This window comes from Stenotrophomonas sp. Steno-C15 (genome assembly GCF_056393265.1).
Map to the genome: position 1 here is coordinate 1 of NZ_JBWJPF010000009.1, position 17,780 is coordinate 17,780.

Sequence of the window (17,780 nt, forward strand, 5' to 3'; positions counted from 1 at the left end):
CCCCCCCCCCCCCCCCCCGCAGGCGCTATCAATGCAGGGATGCACACGGGAGAGCAGGCAATGAGTACGCAGGTGCGCCACGGATGGTGGCGGGATCTATCGATGCCGGCGATCGTCGCCGGCTTCATCACCGTACTGGTGGGCTTCGCCAGTTCGGCGGTGATCGTGTTCCAGGCCGCGCAGGCGGTCGGTGCCGATCAGGCCCATATCGCATCCTGGATGTGGGCGCTGGGACTGGGCATGGGCGTGACCTGCATCGGGCTGTCACTTCGCTATCGGGTGCCGGTGGTCACCGCGTGGTCGACGCCCGGCGCCGCGATGCTGGTGGTGGGCGCCGGCGGCGCTTCGCTCTCCGAGGCGACAGGCGCGTTCCTGCTTGCTGCGGCATTGGCAATGCTGGCCGGCTTCTCCGGCATCTTCGCCAGGCTCATGCAACGTGTGCCGATGGCGCTGGCGGCGGGCATGCTGGCCGGTGTGCTGTTGCGCTTCGGCCTGGATGTGTTCGTCGCAATGGACAGCCAGAGGGTACTTGCCCTGGCGATGTTCGCGACCTGGCTGGCTGGCCGGCGCCTGTTCCCGCGCTACGCCGTGATCGCGACCCTGCTGGTTGGCATCGCGGTCGCGGCCAGCCGCGGTCTGCTGCACGCGCAGCAGCTGCAGTTGCAGCTGGCGGTCCCGCAGTGGGTGACACCTTCCCTGTCGTGGACTGCCGTGGCAGGCATCGCCCTGCCCCTGTTCGTGGTGACCATGGCCTCGCAGAACATTCCCGGCGTCGCCGTGATGCGCGCCTCCGGCTACGACGCCCCGGTATCGCCGCTGATCGGCTGGATCGGCGTGGTCAACACGGTACTGGCCCCCTTCGGTGCCTATGCGCTGAACCTGGCCGCGATCACCGCAGCCATCTGCATGGGCCGCGATGCCCATGAGGATCCTGCCCGGCGCTACACCGCGGCGATGGCGGCAGGTGTGTTCTACATCGTCATCGGCCTGTTCGGCGCCACCGTGGCCGCACTGTTCGCCGCGTTCCCGCGGGAGCTGGTGGCCTGCGTGGCTGGCATCGCACTGTTCGGCACCATCGGCAACAGCCTCGCCAGCGCACTGGCGGTGGAGCGCGACCGCGAGGCGGCACTGGTCACCTTCCTGGTCACTGCGTCGGGGATGTCGCTGGCCGGTATCGGTTCCGCCTTCTGGGGGCTGGTCGCTGGCGCGCTGTGCCTGCTGGTCCTGCGGCCACGTGAGCCCCGCAGCTAGGCGCCGCCGAAGAGGTCCAACGCCTGCAGTGCGACGCTGAACGCGATGCCCAGGCCCAGGGCCAGCCGGCTGACGCCGCTGCGCCGGTCGATATAGGCCTCGACGCGTGCGCCGTCACCCGCGCCGGCGGCTTCGGCGCGGGCGATCACCGCCCTGCAGCGGCGCAGATACAGCGCATTGGCCGCCAGTGACACTGCGATCTTCAAGGCCAACGTCAACCCCCATATCGCCGCGTCGTCCATTCCGGCCAGCACGATGGCGGCCCCCCCCACCATGCTGATCAGGACGTAGGCCACCGCCATGCCGTACATGCGCCGGTACAGCAGCCACTTGAAATCGAACAGGAACGCGGCCCAGTTCCAGGGACGCGGCCAGCCCGGCGGATCCCGACGCAGCCGCCACAACTCAGCATAGACAGCGAAGTTGTCGGCCACCACGCGGGCGAGCCGTGGATGACGGTCATAGACCGCCATTGCGGCGTCCAGGCTCGACGGCGCATCGCCGGCAACCGGTGCAGCGTAGGGATTGCCATCCGTGGCGGGATGTCCACTCACAGTGGCGAGCTGGACAAGGTCTGTACCAGCACGTGGCGACCGGCCGGTGCGATGGTGATCACGTCGGGCCCGGCATTGGCCGCTTCCAGACAGACGTAATCGCGCCAGCCGTCTCCCACGTCGGCCATCTTCGCTGCCGCTTCCGCGCCGGGATTCCAGGCCACCAGCGAGCGGCTGCCTTCGGTACGGATCGTGATGCGACGCTTCAGCACCGGATCGCGCAGGACGTAGTGGCCACCTGCCCCGGTATAGATGCGGTCACTGCGGCCCGGGTCGCGCGGATCGCGCAGGGACCACGGGCCCTGCTGGCGCCGCGCCTGTGCATAGTTCTCGAACTTGTCCAGATACTCCAGCCCGTCCACGCCATCGACTTCGACCTTGCTGGCATCGCCCACGCGGAAGTAGTTGTGCAGCGCCTGGGTGATCGTCACCGGCACGGTGCCAGGATTGTCGGTCACCAGCTGCTGCCGTAGTTCACGGCCGATGCGCACGGTCATGGCCAGGCGCAGAGCGAGGTTGTCCAATGCAGGGGGAGCCAATACGAGTTCGATGCTGCCGTCGTCCAGCCGGCGGGCCTTCTTCAGCTCCCACGGCAGGGTGCGCACGAAACCATGCGCGGGCACATCGTCGCCTTGCCCCTGTCGCCCGAAATACGGCCAGCACACCGGGCTGCCGCCGCGGATGGGGGTCGGCAATGCGGCACGGCGTGGCGAAAGCCACAGCAGATCGGGCTGCCCCTTGGGTACGAAGGAGAGCAGCTGGCCGCCGAACACACTGATGGCTGCGGTGGCCTGGGGGGTTTCCACCAGCCAGGCATCAAGCCCCTGGAACTGGCCACTGCGTACGCCCTGGATCTGTTGCACGTTGGATCGACTCCGTATGGCCGGCGACTGCACGGCACTGTAGTTGCTGGGAAGCGTGAAGCGGGTGGAGGCCACCGCAGGCGGCGCCGCGCTCTGCAGCGCGCGCAGGATGCGTTGGCCGGCTCGTCCATCGGCCGTGCTCCATCCCAGGCGGCGCTGTTCGGCCTGGATCGCCCGGCGGCTGGCTGTGCCGATCATGCCATCAGCGGTACCGATATCATGCCCCCGCGCCAGCAGTAGGGTCTGCAGCTGACGGCGCTCATCACGGCCCAGCCCGGGGTCATCGGTCGGCCAGGCGGTGGCCAGGCCGCTGCCGCCGCGCAGGCGATCAGCCAGCGTCGCGATCGCCAGCGCATAGCTTTCGGCGGCGTTGTAGCTGTAGATCGCATCGTAGTTGCGGAACACCAGCAGGGCCGGCCCCTTGATGCCGGCGGGCAGCAGCAGTGCCGCCCGCGCGTCGGCAGCCAGACCCGCCGGAGCCAGCGCGCTGCCGTCCAGCGCTGTCACGCCCTGCGTACGCCATTCAGCCAGTGACCGGCGTTGGGTACGGCCGGCCAGGCTGGAATTGAAGCCGTCGGCAACACGCACCTCCATGCCCCACGGTTCTCCCGTGCGCCAGCCGGCGCGCTTGAGGTAGTTGGCGGTAGACGCCAGTGCGTCGGGAATGCTGCCCACCAGGTCACGGCGACCGTCGCCATCGCCGTCGACGGCGATGCGTGCGTAGGTGCTGGGCATGAACTGCGTATGGCCGAACGCGCCGGCCCAGGACCCGGTCAGACCTTGAGCCTGCAGATCACCGCGATCGATCAGCGTGAGCAGGGCCAGCAGTTCGCCACGGAAGAACGCCTGCCGCCGGCCGGCGCAGGACAGCGTCGCCAGCGACTGCAGCAGCGGACGCTTGCCGAATACGCGGCCATAGTCGCTCTCCACGCCCCAGACGGCGACGATGGTGACCGGATCGACACCATACTGCGCGGCGATGCGATCAAGCAGGTCGCGGTGCTGCTGCAGCATGGCCCGTCCATCGTCGACGCGCTGGCGGTCCACCAGTGCAGCCAGGTAGTCCCAGATCGGGGTGGAGAATTCGGGCTGCGCATCCAGCAAGCCGAGCACGCTGGGATCAGGACGCAGGTCGGCGGTGATCGCACCGAAGCGGTCTGCGGCAATGCCCTGGGTAGCTGCCGTTGCCTGCAGCTGTGCCAAACACCGGGTGAACGCGGGATCGGGCGGGGTCAGGTCGGGCGCCGTTGACGGCGCGGCCAGTGCCGCGGCCAGGCCGAGTGCGGTCAGGGTGGGCATGGCGTCCTCCGTGTTGCCGGTGCTGACACCATACTAGAGGCTGAGCGACCGGCGATGCTGAAGCGGTTGCCGGCCGTTGGCCTCTCTAGAGCGTACGCAGCAGCCGCAGGCCGTAAGCTGGACTGTCAGCGTCCCAGCGCTGCGCAACCTGCAGGCCGGCCTGCCGCACCAGCGCATCAAAGCCGTCATCGGTGTACTTGTGGCTGTACTCGACGCGGATCGCCTCACCGGCCTCGAAGTGGAAGGTGCGGCCATCGAGGTGGACGTCCTGCGCCCGCTGGCTGACCAGATCGGTCTCGATACGCAGACGTTCGGTGCTGTAACGGGCACGGTGGCGGAAGCCGTCCAGATCGAAGTCGCTGCCCACCTCACGGTTGAGGCGGACGAGCAGGTTGAGGGTGAATGCCGCGGTGATGCCTTCGGCGTCGTTGTAGGCGGCTTCGATCAGCGCGGGGTCCTTGTGCAGGTCGATGCCGATCAGGGCCAGGCCGTGGTCACCCATGGTCTGACGCATGGCCCGCAGCAGGGCGAGGGCGTCCTCGCCGGCAAAGTTGCCGAGCGTGGACCCCGGGAAGAACAGCAGGCGCCGCGCGGGCTCGCGCTCCGGTGCGGGCACGTCCACCGGACGGGTGAAGTCAGCGCAGACCGGCAGCATTTCCACGTCGGGAAGCGCGGGAGCGAGGTGATCGATGCTCGACAGCAGCGCCGCCCGGGAGATCTCGATGGGGGTGTAGGCCACGGGATCCTGTAGCGCGGCCAGCAACAGCGCGGTCTTGCGACCACTGCCGCTGCCCAGCTCGACCACGTGCAGGCGCGGGCCCACCACGCGTGCGATATCCGGCAGTACCCGATTCAACAGGGCCAGCTCGGTGCGCGTGGGGTAGTACTCCGGCGTGTGGGTGATCTGTTCGAACAGGCGTGAACCGCGCGCATCATAGAAGTACTTCGACGGCAGCTGGCGCGCAGTGCGCGACAGTCCGGCCAGTGTGTCGGCGAGGATCTGCTCGCGGCTGGGCGTCAGATCGGTCAGCGCCTGCAGCGCATCCTGTACGGTGCTCACGGCAGATCCCTCGCCAGGCGCAGGCCGGAGAACTGCCAGCGCGCAGGTGGCATGAAGAAGTTGCGGTAGCTGGCGCGCACATGCCCGCGCGGGGTGGCACAGCTGCCGCCGCGCAGGACCCACTGCCCGCACATGAACTTGCCGTTGTACTCACCCAGGTTGCCGGCGAACGGACGGAAACCGGGGTACGCGCCATAGGCGCTGCCGGTCCATTCCCAGACGTCGCCGAACAGCTGCCGCAGTCCCCTGCCCTGTGCTGCAGCAGGATGCAGATGATCGTCCTCGGCGAAATGGCCGGCGACCGGCTGCGACGTCGCGGCGGCCTCCCACTCGAATTCGCTGGGCAGGCGCGCACCGGACCAGCGGGCATACGCATCGGCTTCGTAGTAGCTGAGATGGCACACCGGCGCATGCGCGTCGAGGTCACGCCAGCCGCCGAGCGTGTATTCGCGCTGGAGGGCGTCATCCCAATAGAGGGGATGCTGCCAGTCCTCGCTTTCGCGCAGAGCCCAGCCCTCACTGAGCCACCAGCGCGGATCGCGGTAACCGCCGGCTTCGACGAAGTCCCGGTACTCCGCGTTGCAGACCGGTCGATCAGCCAGCATGTGGGCCGGCAACAGCACGCGATGCGGTGGCGATTCGTTGTCGTAGGCGAAGGCGGCGTGTTGTGGCCACGCCGGTGCGCCGACGGTGACGATGCGCTCGGGAGATTCGATCCAGCCCAGCGGACTGGCTACGCTGACGGCGGCGCGCAGGTCCTGGCGGTAGGGCGGATGCAGTGGATTGCACCAGAGCGCGTGCTTGATGTCGGTCAGCAGCAGCTCCTGGTGCTGCTGCTCGTGCTGCAGGCCCAGCTGGAGATGCTGCAGGGCTTCATCGTCAAGATCGCCGTCGCGGAGACGCGTCAGCAGGTGTGCATCGACCTGCTGCCGGTAATCGAGTACCTGCTGCAGCGACGGGCGCGAGAGCAGGCCACGCTGCGGCCTGGCATGCGCCGGTCCAATGCTCTTGTAGTAGCTGTTGAACAGGTAGTCCCACGCGGGGTCACGTGCCGGTGCGCCGGATAGACCGGCCAGCACGAAGCGGTCGAAGAACCACGTGGTGTGCGCCAGATGCCATTTGCTCGGGCTGGCGTCCGCCATGCTCTGCAGCATGGCATCTTCGGCACTGAGCGGTTCGGCCAGCAGCACGCTGCGGGCGCGCGTCTGCGCATAGCGGTGGGCGAGTTCACGCTGCGGAGCAGCGACGGCGACGGTAGCGCTGTCCATGCAGCCAGCATCCAGCGGTGCGGGTGAGCGCAACGTCATGGCGTGACATCGCGCCGTTCACATCGATGCCGTCGCGTAACCGGTTCAGATCGCGTCGAGGTAGTACCAGCGTCCGTCGATGCGCTCGAACCGGCTGCGCTCGTTCATTTTCACCGCACTGCCGCCGCCCACCCGGTAGCGGGCGGTGAATCGCACTTCGGCATGGTCGGGCCCATTCACCTGGTGCTCGTGGACGGTCAGGCCAAGCCAGTGCGTCCGCTGGCCGGGCGCCTCGTCCAGTGACAGTTCGGCGGGACGGGTGGCCGGATGCCAGGTGGCCCGCAGGTAGTCGGCCAGACCACGTACGTACGCGCTGTAGCGCGAGCGCATCAGGCGCTCGGCGTCCGGTGCGGGCTCGCCGGCATGGAAGCGGCCGCAGCAGTCGGCGTAGCCCGTGGCGAGGCCACAGGGGCAGGAATCGGCAGGGTTTCGGCTCATGGGGGTATTGTCGCTCGAGTCACGTCGGGCATCCATCGGCGATAGGCGTATGCTGTCGCGCCCCCACATTGAATGATCCCCGTGCTGGAACTGGTTCCCCCCGAGTTGTGGTGGCTGGTGGTGATCGCCTTCATTGCCGGCCTTGTCGATGCTGCCGTGGGTGGAGGGGGACTGGTACAGCTGCCCGGCCTGTTCACCGTGCTGCCCCAGCAGACGCCGGCGATGCTGTTCGGTACCAACAAGTTCAGTTCGATGTTCGGCACGGCGGCGGCGGCGTGGCGCTATGCACGCAACGTGCGGTTCCCCTGGAAGCCGGTACTGTTCGCCGCGGGCACGGCATTCGTGTTCTCGTTCGCCGGGGCTACGGCGGTGAGCCTGCTGCCCAAGGATGCCGTGCGGCCGCTGGTGCTGGTGCTGCTGGTGGCGATGCTGGCCTACACCCTGTGGAAGAAGGATTTCGGCGCGCTGCACCGGCCGCAGGAGATCGGCCGGCGCGAACTGACCATCGCGCTGGTGATCGGCGCTGCGATCGGCTTCTACGATGGATTCTTCGGGCCAGGCACCGGCAGCTTCCTGATCTTCCTGTTCGTGCGCTTCTTCGGCCTGGACTTCCTGCGTGCGTCGGCCGCATCGAAGGTCGTGAACCTGGCGACGAACATGGCGGCGATCTCGTTCTTCGTGCCGACCGGCAACATCCTGTGGTTGTTCGCACTGCCGATGGCCACGGCCAACATCATCGGTTCGGTGGTCGGCACGCGGCTGGCACTGAAAGGCGGCACGCCGTTCATCCGCAAACTGTTCGTGGGCCTGGTGGTAGTGCTGATCGCGCGGATGGGCTGGGATACGTTCGGCGGTTCGTGAGGGACGTTATGAAATGGTAGGTACCAACCTTGGTTGGCACGTTGTTTCAGGTCGCGAAGAGCAGCCGAGCATGGCTCGGCTCTACAGGTGGATTGCCCGAGGCGGTCAGGCTTCGGCTTCCTCCGGTTCATTGGCCTGCTGGCGGCTGCGCTCGGGCAGCTTCAGGCGCCTTCCTTCTTCGTCGTACTCGATCAGCAGCACGCCCGAATCGTGGCGGCCACTGATCTCGACGAAGCAGGCACCACCGATGAAGGGCTCCAGGGTCATCACCGACTTCAGCGGCGTGGCGACCACCATCTGGAAACCGAAGTTGTCGAAGATGTTCATCGCCAGCGCGGTGAACTCGTTGTCGGCCTTGTCGAAGGCCTCGTCGAGCACGACCGCCGCGTAACTGGGCAGCTGGCTGTCAGCGCCGCCGAGCTGGTAACGCAGCGCTGCGGCCAGGCAGGTGGTGGCGAGCTTCTGCCGCTGGCCACCGGACTTGCCGGCGCCGCTGCGGTAGATCTCGACCTGCTGGCGCGTTTCCGCATCGAGTTCGACGCCGATGAACTCCACGTGCATGCGCACGTCCAGGACCAGCTCGCGCCAGCGCTTGTCCTCACCTTCCTGCGAACCCAGGCGGTTGACCAGCTGGCGCAGCACGGTGAACTGTGACTCCGCCAGTTCACGCTGCTCGGTCTGCTGCTGCGACAGCACTTCGCGCAGCTGCAGCTGGAACTCCAGCACTTCCGGCAGCCGGCGGTCGCTCAATTCGATGGTCAGCAGGGTGCCCCGGTTGAACGGCACCTGCTCCAGGCTGGCGTTGACTTCGTCCAGGCGCTGGCCAATCGACTTGCGAGCCTCGGCGCTGTGGCGCTGCAGGGCCAGCAGGTTGTTCTTGCTCTGGTTCTGCAGCAGATCGAAGAAGCGTTCCTCATGCTGCGGCAGGCCATCGCGTTCGAGACGGTCGAGGCGGGCGAGGAAGTCCTCGGCCGACGCCACCGATGCGGTGAAGTCGCCGGATTCTTCCGGCCACTGCTGGATGAAGCGGCGGAAGCAGCCGACCAGCTGGTTTTCGATACGGTTGAGGTCCTGCTGCGAGGACGACAACTGTTCGTTCAGCGCGTTGCTGACCTGGCGCATGTGCGCTTCCAGCGTTTCCAGGCTGAGCGGGCCCTGTTGCTGCAACCGCTCTGCCAGGCCGCTCTCCTGCGCTTCGGCCAGCGTTGGCAGAACCAGCGCGCGGCTCTGCTGGCGCGCGCGGTCGAGGCGGTCACGTTCCCGGACCAGCTGGCCGCGCTCGACGCGGACATCCTCATAGGTGCGGCGGGCCTGCTCGATGTCGGCGCGCACGGCGTCGATCTGCTGTGCCAGCCTGGCCAGGTCGGCATTCCCTTCGCGCAGGTCGCGCAGGCTGGCTTCGATGTCGGTCAGGCGCTGCTGGGGCGCGGCGACGTCGATCTCGTTCCATTGGATACCCGCGAGCTCGTGGCAGGCCAGGCGGCGCTCGTTGTCACGATCGCGCTGGCCACGCAGGCTCGCGATATCGGTCTCGCAGCTGGCGATGCGCTTGGCCAGTTCCTGCGCCTCACGTTCGAACGCACCGACCTTGTCGTGATTGTTGAAACCGAGAATCCAGCGACGGCGGTCGCCCACGGCACTGCGGTCGTCCTTCTCGAAGCGATCGCCCGGATGCTTGACCTGGCCTTCGCGGGTGATGCCGCGGTCGACGTTGCGCAGCTGTCTGGCGTCCACGCACTCGTAGTCGAATCGCTTGCCCAGCTCACGCCGCAGCCAGCTCTCGAACACGTGGTCGCGCAGCTCCAGCTTGTGCAGCAGCGACTTCGCCGATGGTTCGCGGGCGAACGCCTCGTCGTTGCGGCGCACGCGGTAGTAGGTGAAGCGCATGCCGAGGTGGGTGCGGTTCACCCAGTCGGCAACCGCGTTGTAGTGCTTGTCGTCAACCAGCAGCGACAGCGCGAAGCCACCCAGCACGCGTTCGATCGCACCCTGCCAGCCCTGTTCTTCGGAGCGGACCTGGATCAGCTCGCCGACGAACGGCAACGCCACCTCGGAAATGCCGGTCTCTTCCGCCAACCGTGCACGCAGCTTCTGCATCGGCGCCGGAATGTTGGAGGGCGTGCGCTGCATCGCGTCAAGTTCGAGGCGTACTTCAGCGAAGCGACGCTCGTCATCGCGCTTGCCACCGAGGCGCTCGCTGATGGCATCGTCCAGCGAGGCCGAAGCGCGCTGGCGATCCTGCAGTTCGTTCTGCGCACGCTCGACCAGTTCGGCGAAGCCATGGGCATCGTCGGGCAGTTCGGCCTGCAGTTTCCGTGCGGCTTCCTGCGCCTGGTCGCGCTTGGCCTTGCGGCGATCGCGCTCGGCTTCGGCGCGGCCCTGCTCACGCTCCAGCTCTTCGATGCGCTCGCCGCCCTGCTGACGCCGCTGCAGTTCCAGCTCGGCCAGGCGTTCGCTGTGGTTGTCCAGCGCAGCGCGGCGCTGCGCCTCTTCCCCCAGCAGGCCACGGTCACGCACGTCCATCTCGCGCAGGCGCGCTTCGATCAGCGCCTGACGGCGGCTCTCGCGGAAACTGTCGACGCCCAGCTTGAGCGCCTCGTCGTCACCGCGCTGCCGGTGCATTTCCTTCAAATCGGCGTAATAGGCGCGCGCCGGCAACAGCGTCTCCACCTGGCGACGGGCGGTGACCACCGCCTGATGGGCCCCGTCAAGCTCGGCGAAATCACTCACCAGGCGCTCGGCGGCGTCGAACGTCTTCGGCGTGTCGAGCATGAAGTCGCGCAGGAAGACGTTGAGATCACCCAGGTTCTTCGCTGATTGCGTCTTGTGCAGCAGGCGCAGCGCCATCTCGTTGTCGATGCCGAGCAGGTCGCGGAAGCGCTCGGCATAGCCGGAGAAGGTGTCGAAGTGGTGGACGTCGGCCAGCTTCTGCTTGAGCTTGCGCAGGTCCAGATCGAAGCCGCCCAGATCCTTGGCGATGTCGAACGGACGCTCGGCGATCATGTAGTGCTTGCGCACGTCGCCGGCCGAGGTGCCGTTGCCGGAGATCCACAACAGGCGCACCAGGCTGACCACGCGGCCGTCGCCGGCGCGGTACTCCAGCACCAGTGCGGTCCAGGTCGCACCCTTGCGCAGGTACTGCGTGGCAATCTCGCCGGTGCCACTGTCCTGCTGGTCGGCCCACGCGCCGCGCACGTAGGACACCAGGTTGCGGTCGCGGCCACTGCGCTCGGCTTCGCGTGCGGCCGCGTTGAAGTCGACGATGGCCGGCGGCGTCAGCAGCGCGGACATGGCATCGAGCAGGGTCGACTTGCCCGAGCCGGAACGGCCGACGAACAGGAAGCCACGCTCGGCGATCGGTACTTCGGTCAGGCCGTTGAAGGTGCCCCAGTTGTGCACCTGCAGGCGGCGCATGCGGAACTGCTGCAGGCGCGGGTCCGGCAGGCCTTCATTGAACAGGGCGGGGGTGTGCTTGGAAATGGCCATGCGGTGTTCGGGTCTCTCAGGCTTCGGCGGCCGGGGTTTCGCGCAGCTGGCGGTACACCGCCGAAAGCTGGGACACGTCTTCGGCGGAGAACAGCAGCTTCAGCGCCGGCGAGACTTCGTGGCGGTCGTCCTGGCCGCTCAGGCGGGTCAGGATGTGGTTGTCCTTCATCTTCTGCACGGCCGATGCAACGCGGCGGTTGAAGCCGGCGCGGTCGGTGGACAGGTTCTTCTCGTAGATGGCCAGCGCTTCGGCCATCTCGGCGTCGGCGACCACCGCGCGGTTGCCGCGCGCGTCGGCCTCAGCCAGCTGCTGGCGCAGGAACAACAACAGCACCGAGTCGATGAAGGTCAGCGGCGAGGTCCGCAGCAGTACCGGTGCATCGACGTCTTCGGTGTCGGCCTGGCGGGTGAATGCCACACCGCTTTCGCGGTCGAGCACCAGTTCCAGGAACAGGTCGGACAGCGCTGAACGGATGCCCGCCTCGCTGCGCACCAGTGCCGGCCACAGCTTGGCGTGGCGCAGCTGGTCGATGCTGGGACCGATCAGCAGCTGGCACAGCGCGCGCCGGGCATCCAGCGGCAGGCGGCCGGTATCACCCAGGTAGTACACGCTGTTGCCGCGCCGTGGCTGCGCTTCGAGCATCGCCGGCTCGGCCTCGTAGGCGTCCTCGGCCTGGTCGGCAGACGGTGCTTCGATGGGGTCTTCATGCCAGCTCATGGCGTCTCTCCTGGGTGAACCAAACCAGCGGGATGCGTGCGCGGCGCAGTTGGCCGTCGCCGCCACGCCATTCGGCGAGCTCCTGTTCGCCAGTGACCACGCTGCCGAAGCGCGTGCCCAGCGACAGGTAGCCGATGACGCTGCCCAGGCCCTGCGGCGCTTCGCGCTGCGACAGCGCCTGGGCGATGCTGAGCCGCGGCTGCGCATCGAGCAGGTCGTGCAGGTCGCGGCGCAGGGTGCGGAAATCGATTTCGGACGAGGCCACCAGATCACCGACGCTCTCCAGGCTGATGCTGGCCGCGTCGTTGTACTCGACATTGCCATCGACCTGGGCGCTGCGGGGGTCGTGCAGCTTCCACTGCGACCACGAGCGCAGCCGGCTGGTCGTCAACTGCAGGTCACGGCCAATCGTGCGCTGGGCCGGGAACTCGTCGCGCAGAGCCAGCGCTTCGGACTGGGCCTGCTTGAGCAGCTGATTGAGGCGACGCTGTTCAAGATAACCGCGGCTCTGCACGAAGCCGCGCAGGCTGCGCGCGAAATTCTGCAGGACATCGTGTACCTGGCCGCCGCGTTCAAGCATGGTGCTGGTGAAGCTGCGCAGGAAGTTGCGCTCGTTGCGATCCAGGCGGCGTGCAAAGCCCCGTGCCAGCACGGCTTCCAGCGCGGCATCAAGCTGCGCACTCTGCTCGGCATCATTGAGCAGGCGCCAGAATGCCTGGAAGCTGCGGCCGGCATCGCTTTCGCCGATCACGTCCACACCCTCGAACAGCTGCGACAGCACATCGCCACGTTCGCCTTCGTCGTCGATGATGCGCTCGCGGAACTCGCGGTTGAGCTGCTCGAAGCCGTCACGCACCCGGCGGAAGTCTTCGGTCAGCTCGTCGGCGAGACCGATGATCTGGCGGGCGCGCTCCAGTGCACGCTTGCCGTCCAGGGCAACCACACGACCGGCGCTGACCCGCGCGATCTCGGCGTCAATGCGGTCGCGCTCGTCGCGCAGCGCAGACAGGCGTGCGTCGGGGTCGGATTCGGTCTGTGCAGCCAGCTGCGAGAGCTGTTCGATGACCAGTGCCAGGCGGCTCTCGGTGGCAGCCACGCGCGCCTGCTCGAGGCTGTCGGCGAAGCGGATCGCCTGCAGGGCCTGGGTCGACAGTTCGTACTGCTCCTGGTCGGCACCCTCGGGCAACCGCCGCTCCAGCCAGCCCTGGGACAGCCAGTGTGCGATGTAGGCCTGCGCCGTGCGCGGCAGGTCACGGGCCAGTTCGTCGCCATTGAGCTGGTCCAGCGCGCGCTGCAGGCGCTCGTTGAGCACCGAGGACGGCAAGGTGCGTTCGCCGTCCATCAGCAGGCTCTGCAGCAGACCAATGATTTCGGGCGCGTGGTCGGCGGCAAGCAGCTTCCATTGGGGCTGTTCGCGCAGGTGACGGTAGCGGGAGATGCGTTCGCGATGCTTCATGCAGCGAGGGGATCGGGAAAGACAGGCGGCTGCGGGCAGCCACGCACGGCCGTCGCGGGGACAGCCGTGGGCAGGCCGGCCACCATGGGCCGGCGGTGCGGGGAGAAGCGGCTCAGCGCTTGCCGCCCACTTCGATGAAGCGCAGGAACTCGGCGCGGGTACGCGCATCGTCGCGGAAGCTGCCGAGCATCTTGGAGGTGACCATGCTGACGCCACGCTTGTGGATGCCGCGGGTGGTCATGCACTCGTGGGCCCCTTCGACGACCACGCCGACGCCGATCGGCTGCAGCACATCCTGGATGCACTGGGCGATCTGCGCCGTCATCTTTTCCTGCACCTGGAAACGGCGGGCATAGGCCTCGACGACGCGCGCCAGCTTGCTGATGCCCACCACCTTGCCGGCCGGCAGGTAGCCGACATGCACGCGGCCGATGATCGGCGCCATGTGGTGCTCGCAGTGGCTTTCGTACTCGATGTCACGCAGGACGATCAGTTCGTCGTAACCGGCGACTTCCTCGAAGGTCCGCTCCATGTAGGCGCGCGGGTCATCGCGGTAACCGCTGAACCAGTCGCCGTAGGCTTCGGCGACGCGGCGGGGGGTGTCCAGAAGGCCTTCGCGGGACGGGTCCTCTCCGGCCCAGCGCAGCAGGGTGCGCACGGCATCCTCGGCCTGGTCCTGGGTCACGTCGCCCTGCGGGGCGGCCTTTTCGTTGTTCTTGCTCATTGCGTACAGCGTCCCGAACGGGGGGCGAGCATCGTACCTGACCGGGGGGTGGGTCGTCCTGTGGGGATGGTTCATCGGGGGTTCTTCCGGCGCCTCGTGGCTGCTGAGCGAGAGGGGGAAGGGGCAGGCCGGGCAGGACACGCCGCAAGTACGTCCCTGTAGGCTCGGCCACGGCATCCATGCCGTGGACGGTCCTGCCCGGCCTGCCCCTCCCCTCTCCGACAATGTCCTGCTGGCGCGGTCGGCCCCCGAAAGCGGGGTCAAAAGCGGGGGTTCATGGCTTCGGGAGCGGCGCGCCGCTGCCCTGGTGGGTGCGGACCGTTGGTCCGCACTGCTTCTGCTCTTGCCTTTAAGGAGCCCACCCACCGCGTTCGCGGGATGTGGGGCGGGTGGCGGAGGACCGGGGGTGGGTCGTCCCGTGGGGATGGTTCATCGCGCCCCGGCAGTCGGGGTCGAGGGCCGAGGCTCATGGCTCCGGAACGTGCTGCGGTAGCGCCGGGCCATGCCCGGCGGGCTCTGTGGACGGGCCCCATGCCGCTCGCCGGGCACGGCCCGGCGCTACCGCAATGGGGCGCCCATTCAGCAAACCTATTGATAGGAATGAAATTAGTAGTATCCTATCTATCTATGGACCGCCCCCTCGACGAGCGCACCGTGCTGCAGATGCAGCTCAGCTCCGGCCTGCTGTATGCAGGGCGGCAGTGGCAGCGCTTGGCCGACAGCCGGCTGGGCAGCTACGGGATCTCCACCGCCTGCACCATGCCCCTGCTGATGATCGGCCGCTCCGGCGGCGGCATCCGCCAGGTCGCCCTGGCCCAGCAGCTGGGCATGGAGGGGCCTTCGCTGGTACGCCTGCTGGACAAGCTCTGTGCCAGCGACCTGGTCCGCCGTGAAAGTGATGCAAGCGACCGTCGCGCCAACCTGCTGTGGCTGACCGAGGCCGGCCAGGCGCTGGTGCAGGAACTTGAAGATCAGTTGATCGACCTGCGTCAGGACGTGTTCGGCGCGCTTTCCATGGATGAACTGCACGCCGTGCTGAAGGCATGGCGCCTGCTGGCCGAGGCCGCCGACCGCATCACGTGAGACCGATGTCCCCGGATGCCGCCGCTGCCGTTGCCACGCCAGCGGCAGTCACCCGTTGTTGTTGTGCCGTTGTTCCTCCCCTCCCCCATCTGCCCTGCCCTACCGATGCCTGGTGAATTCAGTCTCCACGGAGTGTTCGTCCCGACCCTGCTCGGGTTGATGCTGCTGGCCTATCTGCTCAACAGCGGTCTGCACGCGCTGCTGCAACGCGCCGGTGCCTACCGCCATGTCTGGCACCCGGCGCTGTTCAACCTGGCGCTGTACGGGATCGTGCTGGGCCTGCTTTTCCACCTTCTGCGCTGGATGCAATCGTGAACAAGATCGTGAAGAAGTCCCTGCCGGTGCTGCTCACCGGTGCCGCCCTGATCGTCGCGCTGCTGGTGCTGCGCCAGCTGTGGGTCTATTACATGGACGAGCCCTGGACCCGTGACGCCCATGTCGGCGCGGACGTGGTGCAGATGGCGCCGGATGTGTCCGGCCTGGTGGAGACGGTGAACGTCGCCGACAACCAGGCGGTGAAGAAGGGCGACCTGCTGTTCGTGGTCGACCGTGCGCGCTACCGCATCGCACTGGAGCAGGCACAGGCCAGCCTGGCCGAGCGCCAGGCGTCGGTGGCCCAGCTGAAGCGCGAGATCGGTCGTGATCGCAGCCTGCAGGACCTCGTCGCTGCCGAGGACGCCGAAGTGCGCCGGGCCAAGCTGCAGGCCGCACAGGCCGCGCTGGCCACGGCACAGGCCGCAGTCGATCTGGCCGAACTCAATCTGGGCCGCACCGAAGTGCGCGCACCGGCAGACGGCCGGGTCAACGACCGTACGCTGCGCGTCGGAGACTACGTGGTGGCCGGCAAACCGGTACTGGCGTTGCTGGATACCGGCTCATTCCGCATCGATGGCTATTTCGAGGAGACCCGCCTGCAGGGTGTGGTGCCCGGGCAGCGCGTGGACATCCGCCTGATGGGTGAATCCAGGCCATTGCAGGGACATGTGGAGAGCATCGCCGCCGGCATCGAGGACCGCTACCGCAGCAACGGCAGCAGCCTGTTGCCGAACGTCACACCCGCATTCGACTGGGTGCGGCTGGCGCAGCGCATTCCCGTGCGGATTGCCATCGATGATCTTCCCGCGGGTGTTGAGTTGATCGCCGGCCGCACCGCCACCGTGACGGTGGATACCGGCCGCCGCGCGGATGACAGCAAGGCCGGCCCCACGCCGACGCGGGGCCGCCTGTGAATACCGCACTGTCCCGCCTCGGCCTGATCGTCGCACTGGCCAGCCTGGCCGCGTGCAGGACCGTTGGTCCCGACTATGCACTACCGGAAGGCTCGGCATTCAAGCGCCCGGAGGCGAATGCGGCGTTCATCGAAACGCAGAACCCGCAGATCGCCGCCAACCAGCCGCTGCCGGCGCGCTGGTGGTCGCTGTACGACGATCCGGTGCTGGACGGCCTGATCAGCCAGGCGCTGCGCGACAACGTTGAGTTGAAAGCCGCTGATGCCCACCTGCGCCGCGCGGCGGCCGTGTACGAACAGGCACTGGACGCCGGTGGCTTCGAGTACGAGGCCGAGGCCGGCGTCAGCCGCGCGCAGTTGTCGGCCGAATCGTTCCTGCAGGAACACGAACTGCCGGTGATCAACCTGGCCGATGGCAAGTTCGCGGTCAGCTATCAGTTCGATCTGTTCGGCAAGCTCAAGCGCGGTGCGGAAGCGGCGCGGGCCGACGAGCAGGCGGTCGCAGCGGCGCGCGACCTGGCCCAGGTCAGCGTGGTCGCGCAGGTGGCCGACAGCTATCTGGAGATCTGCCACGCCAACCACGAACTGCATGTGGCCGAGCATTCGCTGCAGCTGCAGCAGCGCGGCCGCTCGGTGACCGAGCGGTTGATCGCGGCCGGCCGCGGCACGCCGCCGGAACTGGCCCGTGCCAATGCCCAGGTCGCCCTGCTGGAGGCCGCGTTGCCGCCGTTGCGCGCGCAGCGCTCGGCGGCGGCGTACTCCCTGGCCGCCCTGCTCGGCCAGACCCCCGGCCAGTTGCCGGGCGGAGTGATCGACTGCGCACAGGCACCGTCGCTGACGCAACCGCTGCCGGTCGGAGATGGCCGTGCGCTGCTGCAGCGTCGTCCGGATGTGCGCCAGGCCGAACGCAGGCTGGCCGCGGCCACCGCGCGCATTGGCGTGGCTACTGCCGAACTCTATCCGGACATCCGTCTGGGGGCTTCGATCGGCGCCGCCGGCCTGCTGGAAGATTTCGGCCAGCCCATGACCCAGCAGTGGTCGATCGGGCCGCTGATCTCCTGGACGCTGCCGTCATCGGGCAGTCATGCACGCATCCACGCTGCCGAAGCGGGCGCCGATGCGGCGCTGGCCGAGTTCGACCACACCGTGCTGCAGGCACTGCGTGAGACGCAGACCGCTCTGGACCGCTACGCACAGGACCTGCGCCGCCTGCAGTCGCTGCGCATCGCCCAGGAACAGGCCGCGCTGGCAGCCGAGCAGAACCGCCGGCTTTACCAGGGTGGGCGGACACCGTACCTGGCCAGCCTGGACGCCGACCGCAGCCTGGCCACCAGCGATGCCACACTGGCCGCGGCCGAAGCACAGGTCTCGCGCGATCAGATTCACCTGTTCCTGGTGCTCGGCGGTGGCTGGCAGGCGACGGCCGCTCCACGGGCCACGGCGAACTAAGTG

15 protein-coding genes are annotated in these 17,780 nt (G+C 67.8%); 6 read left to right on the top strand and 9 right to left on the bottom strand.

What is annotated here, in order from left to right:
* Positions 1 to 60 precede the first annotated feature (60 nt).
* Positions 61 to 1,251 (top strand): benzoate/H(+) symporter BenE family transporter, encoded by a 1,191-nt coding sequence (locus AC06FB_RS09015; protein WP_128987795.1) that lies wholly within the window; start codon positions 61 to 63, stop codon positions 1,249 to 1,251.
* On the opposite strand, the gene AC06FB_RS09020 is transcribed toward AC06FB_RS09015, so the two are convergent.
* The 5 genes from AC06FB_RS09020 to AC06FB_RS09040 all read right to left on the bottom strand — a co-directional run bounded on the left by AC06FB_RS09020 (position 1,248) and on the right by AC06FB_RS09040 (position 6,772).
* Positions 1,248 to 1,805 carry a DUF2628 domain-containing protein gene (locus tag AC06FB_RS09020; RefSeq protein WP_065176257.1) on the bottom strand — a complete coding sequence of 186 codons (558 nt, stop codon included), beginning with the start codon at positions 1,803 to 1,805 and terminating at the stop codon, positions 1,248 to 1,250. The two genes, AC06FB_RS09015 and AC06FB_RS09020, sit on opposite strands and share 4 nt — an antisense overlap.
* Positions 1,802 to 3,967, bottom strand: coding sequence for a lytic murein transglycosylase (locus AC06FB_RS09025; protein WP_081284397.1), 2,166 nt, complete (start codon positions 3,965 to 3,967; stop codon positions 1,802 to 1,804). The genes AC06FB_RS09020 and AC06FB_RS09025 overlap by 4 nt, the downstream gene beginning before the upstream one ends.
* Positions 3,968 to 4,052: 85 nt before the next feature.
* Positions 4,053 to 5,027 (bottom strand): L-histidine N(alpha)-methyltransferase, encoded by a 975-nt coding sequence (egtD, locus tag AC06FB_RS09030; RefSeq protein ID WP_053520052.1) that lies wholly within the window; start codon positions 5,025 to 5,027, stop codon positions 4,053 to 4,055.
* Positions 5,024 to 6,295, bottom strand: a complete 1,272-nt coding sequence (gene egtB, locus AC06FB_RS09035) for an ergothioneine biosynthesis protein EgtB (RefSeq protein ID WP_346480047.1) — start codon at positions 6,293 to 6,295, stop codon at positions 5,024 to 5,026. Before egtB ends, egtD begins: the two co-directional genes overlap by 4 nt.
* 84 nt (positions 6,296 to 6,379) lie before the next feature.
* On the bottom strand, positions 6,380 to 6,772 hold the full coding sequence (locus AC06FB_RS09040; protein WP_065182154.1) for a YchJ family metal-binding protein: 393 nt from the start codon (positions 6,770 to 6,772) through the stop codon (positions 6,380 to 6,382).
* A gap of 81 nt (positions 6,773 to 6,853) precedes the next feature.
* Between AC06FB_RS09040 and AC06FB_RS09045 the strand changes: the two genes are divergently transcribed.
* The gene (locus AC06FB_RS09045) at positions 6,854 to 7,633 is read left to right on the top strand and encodes a sulfite exporter TauE/SafE family protein (RefSeq protein ID WP_128987800.1); all 780 of its coding nucleotides are present in this window, start codon (positions 6,854 to 6,856) and stop codon (positions 7,631 to 7,633) included.
* Between the two features lie 105 nt (positions 7,634 to 7,738).
* Here AC06FB_RS09045 and AC06FB_RS09050 read toward each other — a convergent pair whose 3' ends face one another.
* The 4 genes from AC06FB_RS09050 to folE all read right to left on the bottom strand — a co-directional run bounded on the left by AC06FB_RS09050 (position 7,739) and on the right by folE (position 14,017).
* Positions 7,739 to 11,119: an ATP-binding protein gene (locus tag AC06FB_RS09050; RefSeq protein ID WP_065176260.1), complete on the bottom strand. Its 3,381-nt coding sequence runs from the start codon at positions 11,117 to 11,119 to the stop codon at positions 7,739 to 7,741.
* Between the two features lie 16 nt (positions 11,120 to 11,135).
* Positions 11,136 to 11,837 carry a DUF4194 domain-containing protein gene (locus tag AC06FB_RS09055; RefSeq protein ID WP_053520047.1) on the bottom strand — a complete coding sequence of 234 codons (702 nt, stop codon included), beginning with the start codon at positions 11,835 to 11,837 and terminating at the stop codon, positions 11,136 to 11,138.
* Entirely contained in the window at positions 11,824 to 13,293 is a 1,470-nt protein-coding gene (locus AC06FB_RS09060; protein WP_478053603.1) for a DUF3375 domain-containing protein, read from the bottom strand. Before AC06FB_RS09060 ends, AC06FB_RS09055 begins: the two co-directional genes overlap by 14 nt.
* A 112-nt stretch (positions 13,294 to 13,405) precedes the next feature.
* Positions 13,406 to 14,017 (bottom strand): GTP cyclohydrolase I FolE, encoded by a 612-nt coding sequence (folE, locus tag AC06FB_RS09065; protein ID WP_004141296.1) that lies wholly within the window; start codon positions 14,015 to 14,017, stop codon positions 13,406 to 13,408.
* Positions 14,018 to 14,644: 627 nt separating this feature from the next.
* Here folE and AC06FB_RS09070 point away from each other — a divergent pair.
* The 4 genes from AC06FB_RS09070 (at position 14,645) to AC06FB_RS09085 (ending at position 17,777) form a co-directional block, all read left to right on the top strand.
* Positions 14,645 to 15,100, top strand: a complete 456-nt coding sequence (locus tag AC06FB_RS09070) for a MarR family winged helix-turn-helix transcriptional regulator (protein WP_065174050.1) — start codon at positions 14,645 to 14,647, stop codon at positions 15,098 to 15,100.
* 105 nt (positions 15,101 to 15,205) lie between these two features.
* Complete coding sequence (locus AC06FB_RS09075; RefSeq protein ID WP_053517257.1) at positions 15,206 to 15,415, top strand: DUF1656 domain-containing protein; 210 nt, start codon at positions 15,206 to 15,208, stop codon at positions 15,413 to 15,415.
* Entirely contained in the window at positions 15,412 to 16,329 is a 918-nt protein-coding gene (locus AC06FB_RS09080) for an efflux RND transporter periplasmic adaptor subunit (RefSeq protein ID WP_478053604.1), read from the top strand. The genes AC06FB_RS09075 and AC06FB_RS09080 overlap by 4 nt, the downstream gene beginning before the upstream one ends.
* Complete coding sequence (locus tag AC06FB_RS09085) at positions 16,326 to 17,777, top strand: efflux transporter outer membrane subunit (protein WP_478053605.1); 1,452 nt, start codon at positions 16,326 to 16,328, stop codon at positions 17,775 to 17,777. Before AC06FB_RS09080 ends, AC06FB_RS09085 begins: the two co-directional genes overlap by 4 nt.
* The last annotated feature ends 3 nt before the right edge of the window (positions 17,778 to 17,780 follow it).

Bases quoted from the DNA above. Each gene is read 5' to 3' on its own strand.
- AC06FB_RS09060 (WP_478053603.1), bottom strand. From the start codon at position 13,293: ATGAAGCATCGCGAACGCATCTCCCGCTACCGTCACCTGCGCGAACAG.
- AC06FB_RS09015 (WP_128987795.1), top strand. From the start codon at position 61: ATGAGTACGCAGGTGCGCCACGGATGGTGGCGGGATCTATCGATGCCG.
- egtB (WP_346480047.1), bottom strand. From the start codon at position 6,295: ATGGACAGCGCTACCGTCGCCGTCGCTGCTCCGCAGCGTGAACTCGCC.
- AC06FB_RS09050 (WP_065176260.1), bottom strand. From the start codon at position 11,119: ATGGCCATTTCCAAGCACACCCCCGCCCTGTTCAATGAAGGCCTGCCG.
- AC06FB_RS09070 (WP_065174050.1), top strand. From the start codon at position 14,645: ATGGACCGCCCCCTCGACGAGCGCACCGTGCTGCAGATGCAGCTCAGC.
- AC06FB_RS09055 (WP_053520047.1), bottom strand. From the start codon at position 11,837: ATGAGCTGGCATGAAGACCCCATCGAAGCACCGTCTGCCGACCAGGCC.
- AC06FB_RS09075 (WP_053517257.1), top strand. From the start codon at position 15,206: ATGCCTGGTGAATTCAGTCTCCACGGAGTGTTCGTCCCGACCCTGCTC.
- AC06FB_RS09025 (WP_081284397.1), bottom strand. From the start codon at position 3,967: ATGCCCACCCTGACCGCACTCGGCCTGGCCGCGGCACTGGCCGCGCCG.
- AC06FB_RS09040 (WP_065182154.1), bottom strand. From the start codon at position 6,772: ATGAGCCGAAACCCTGCCGATTCCTGCCCCTGTGGCCTCGCCACGGGC.
- folE (WP_004141296.1), bottom strand. From the start codon at position 14,017: ATGAGCAAGAACAACGAAAAGGCCGCCCCGCAGGGCGACGTGACCCAG.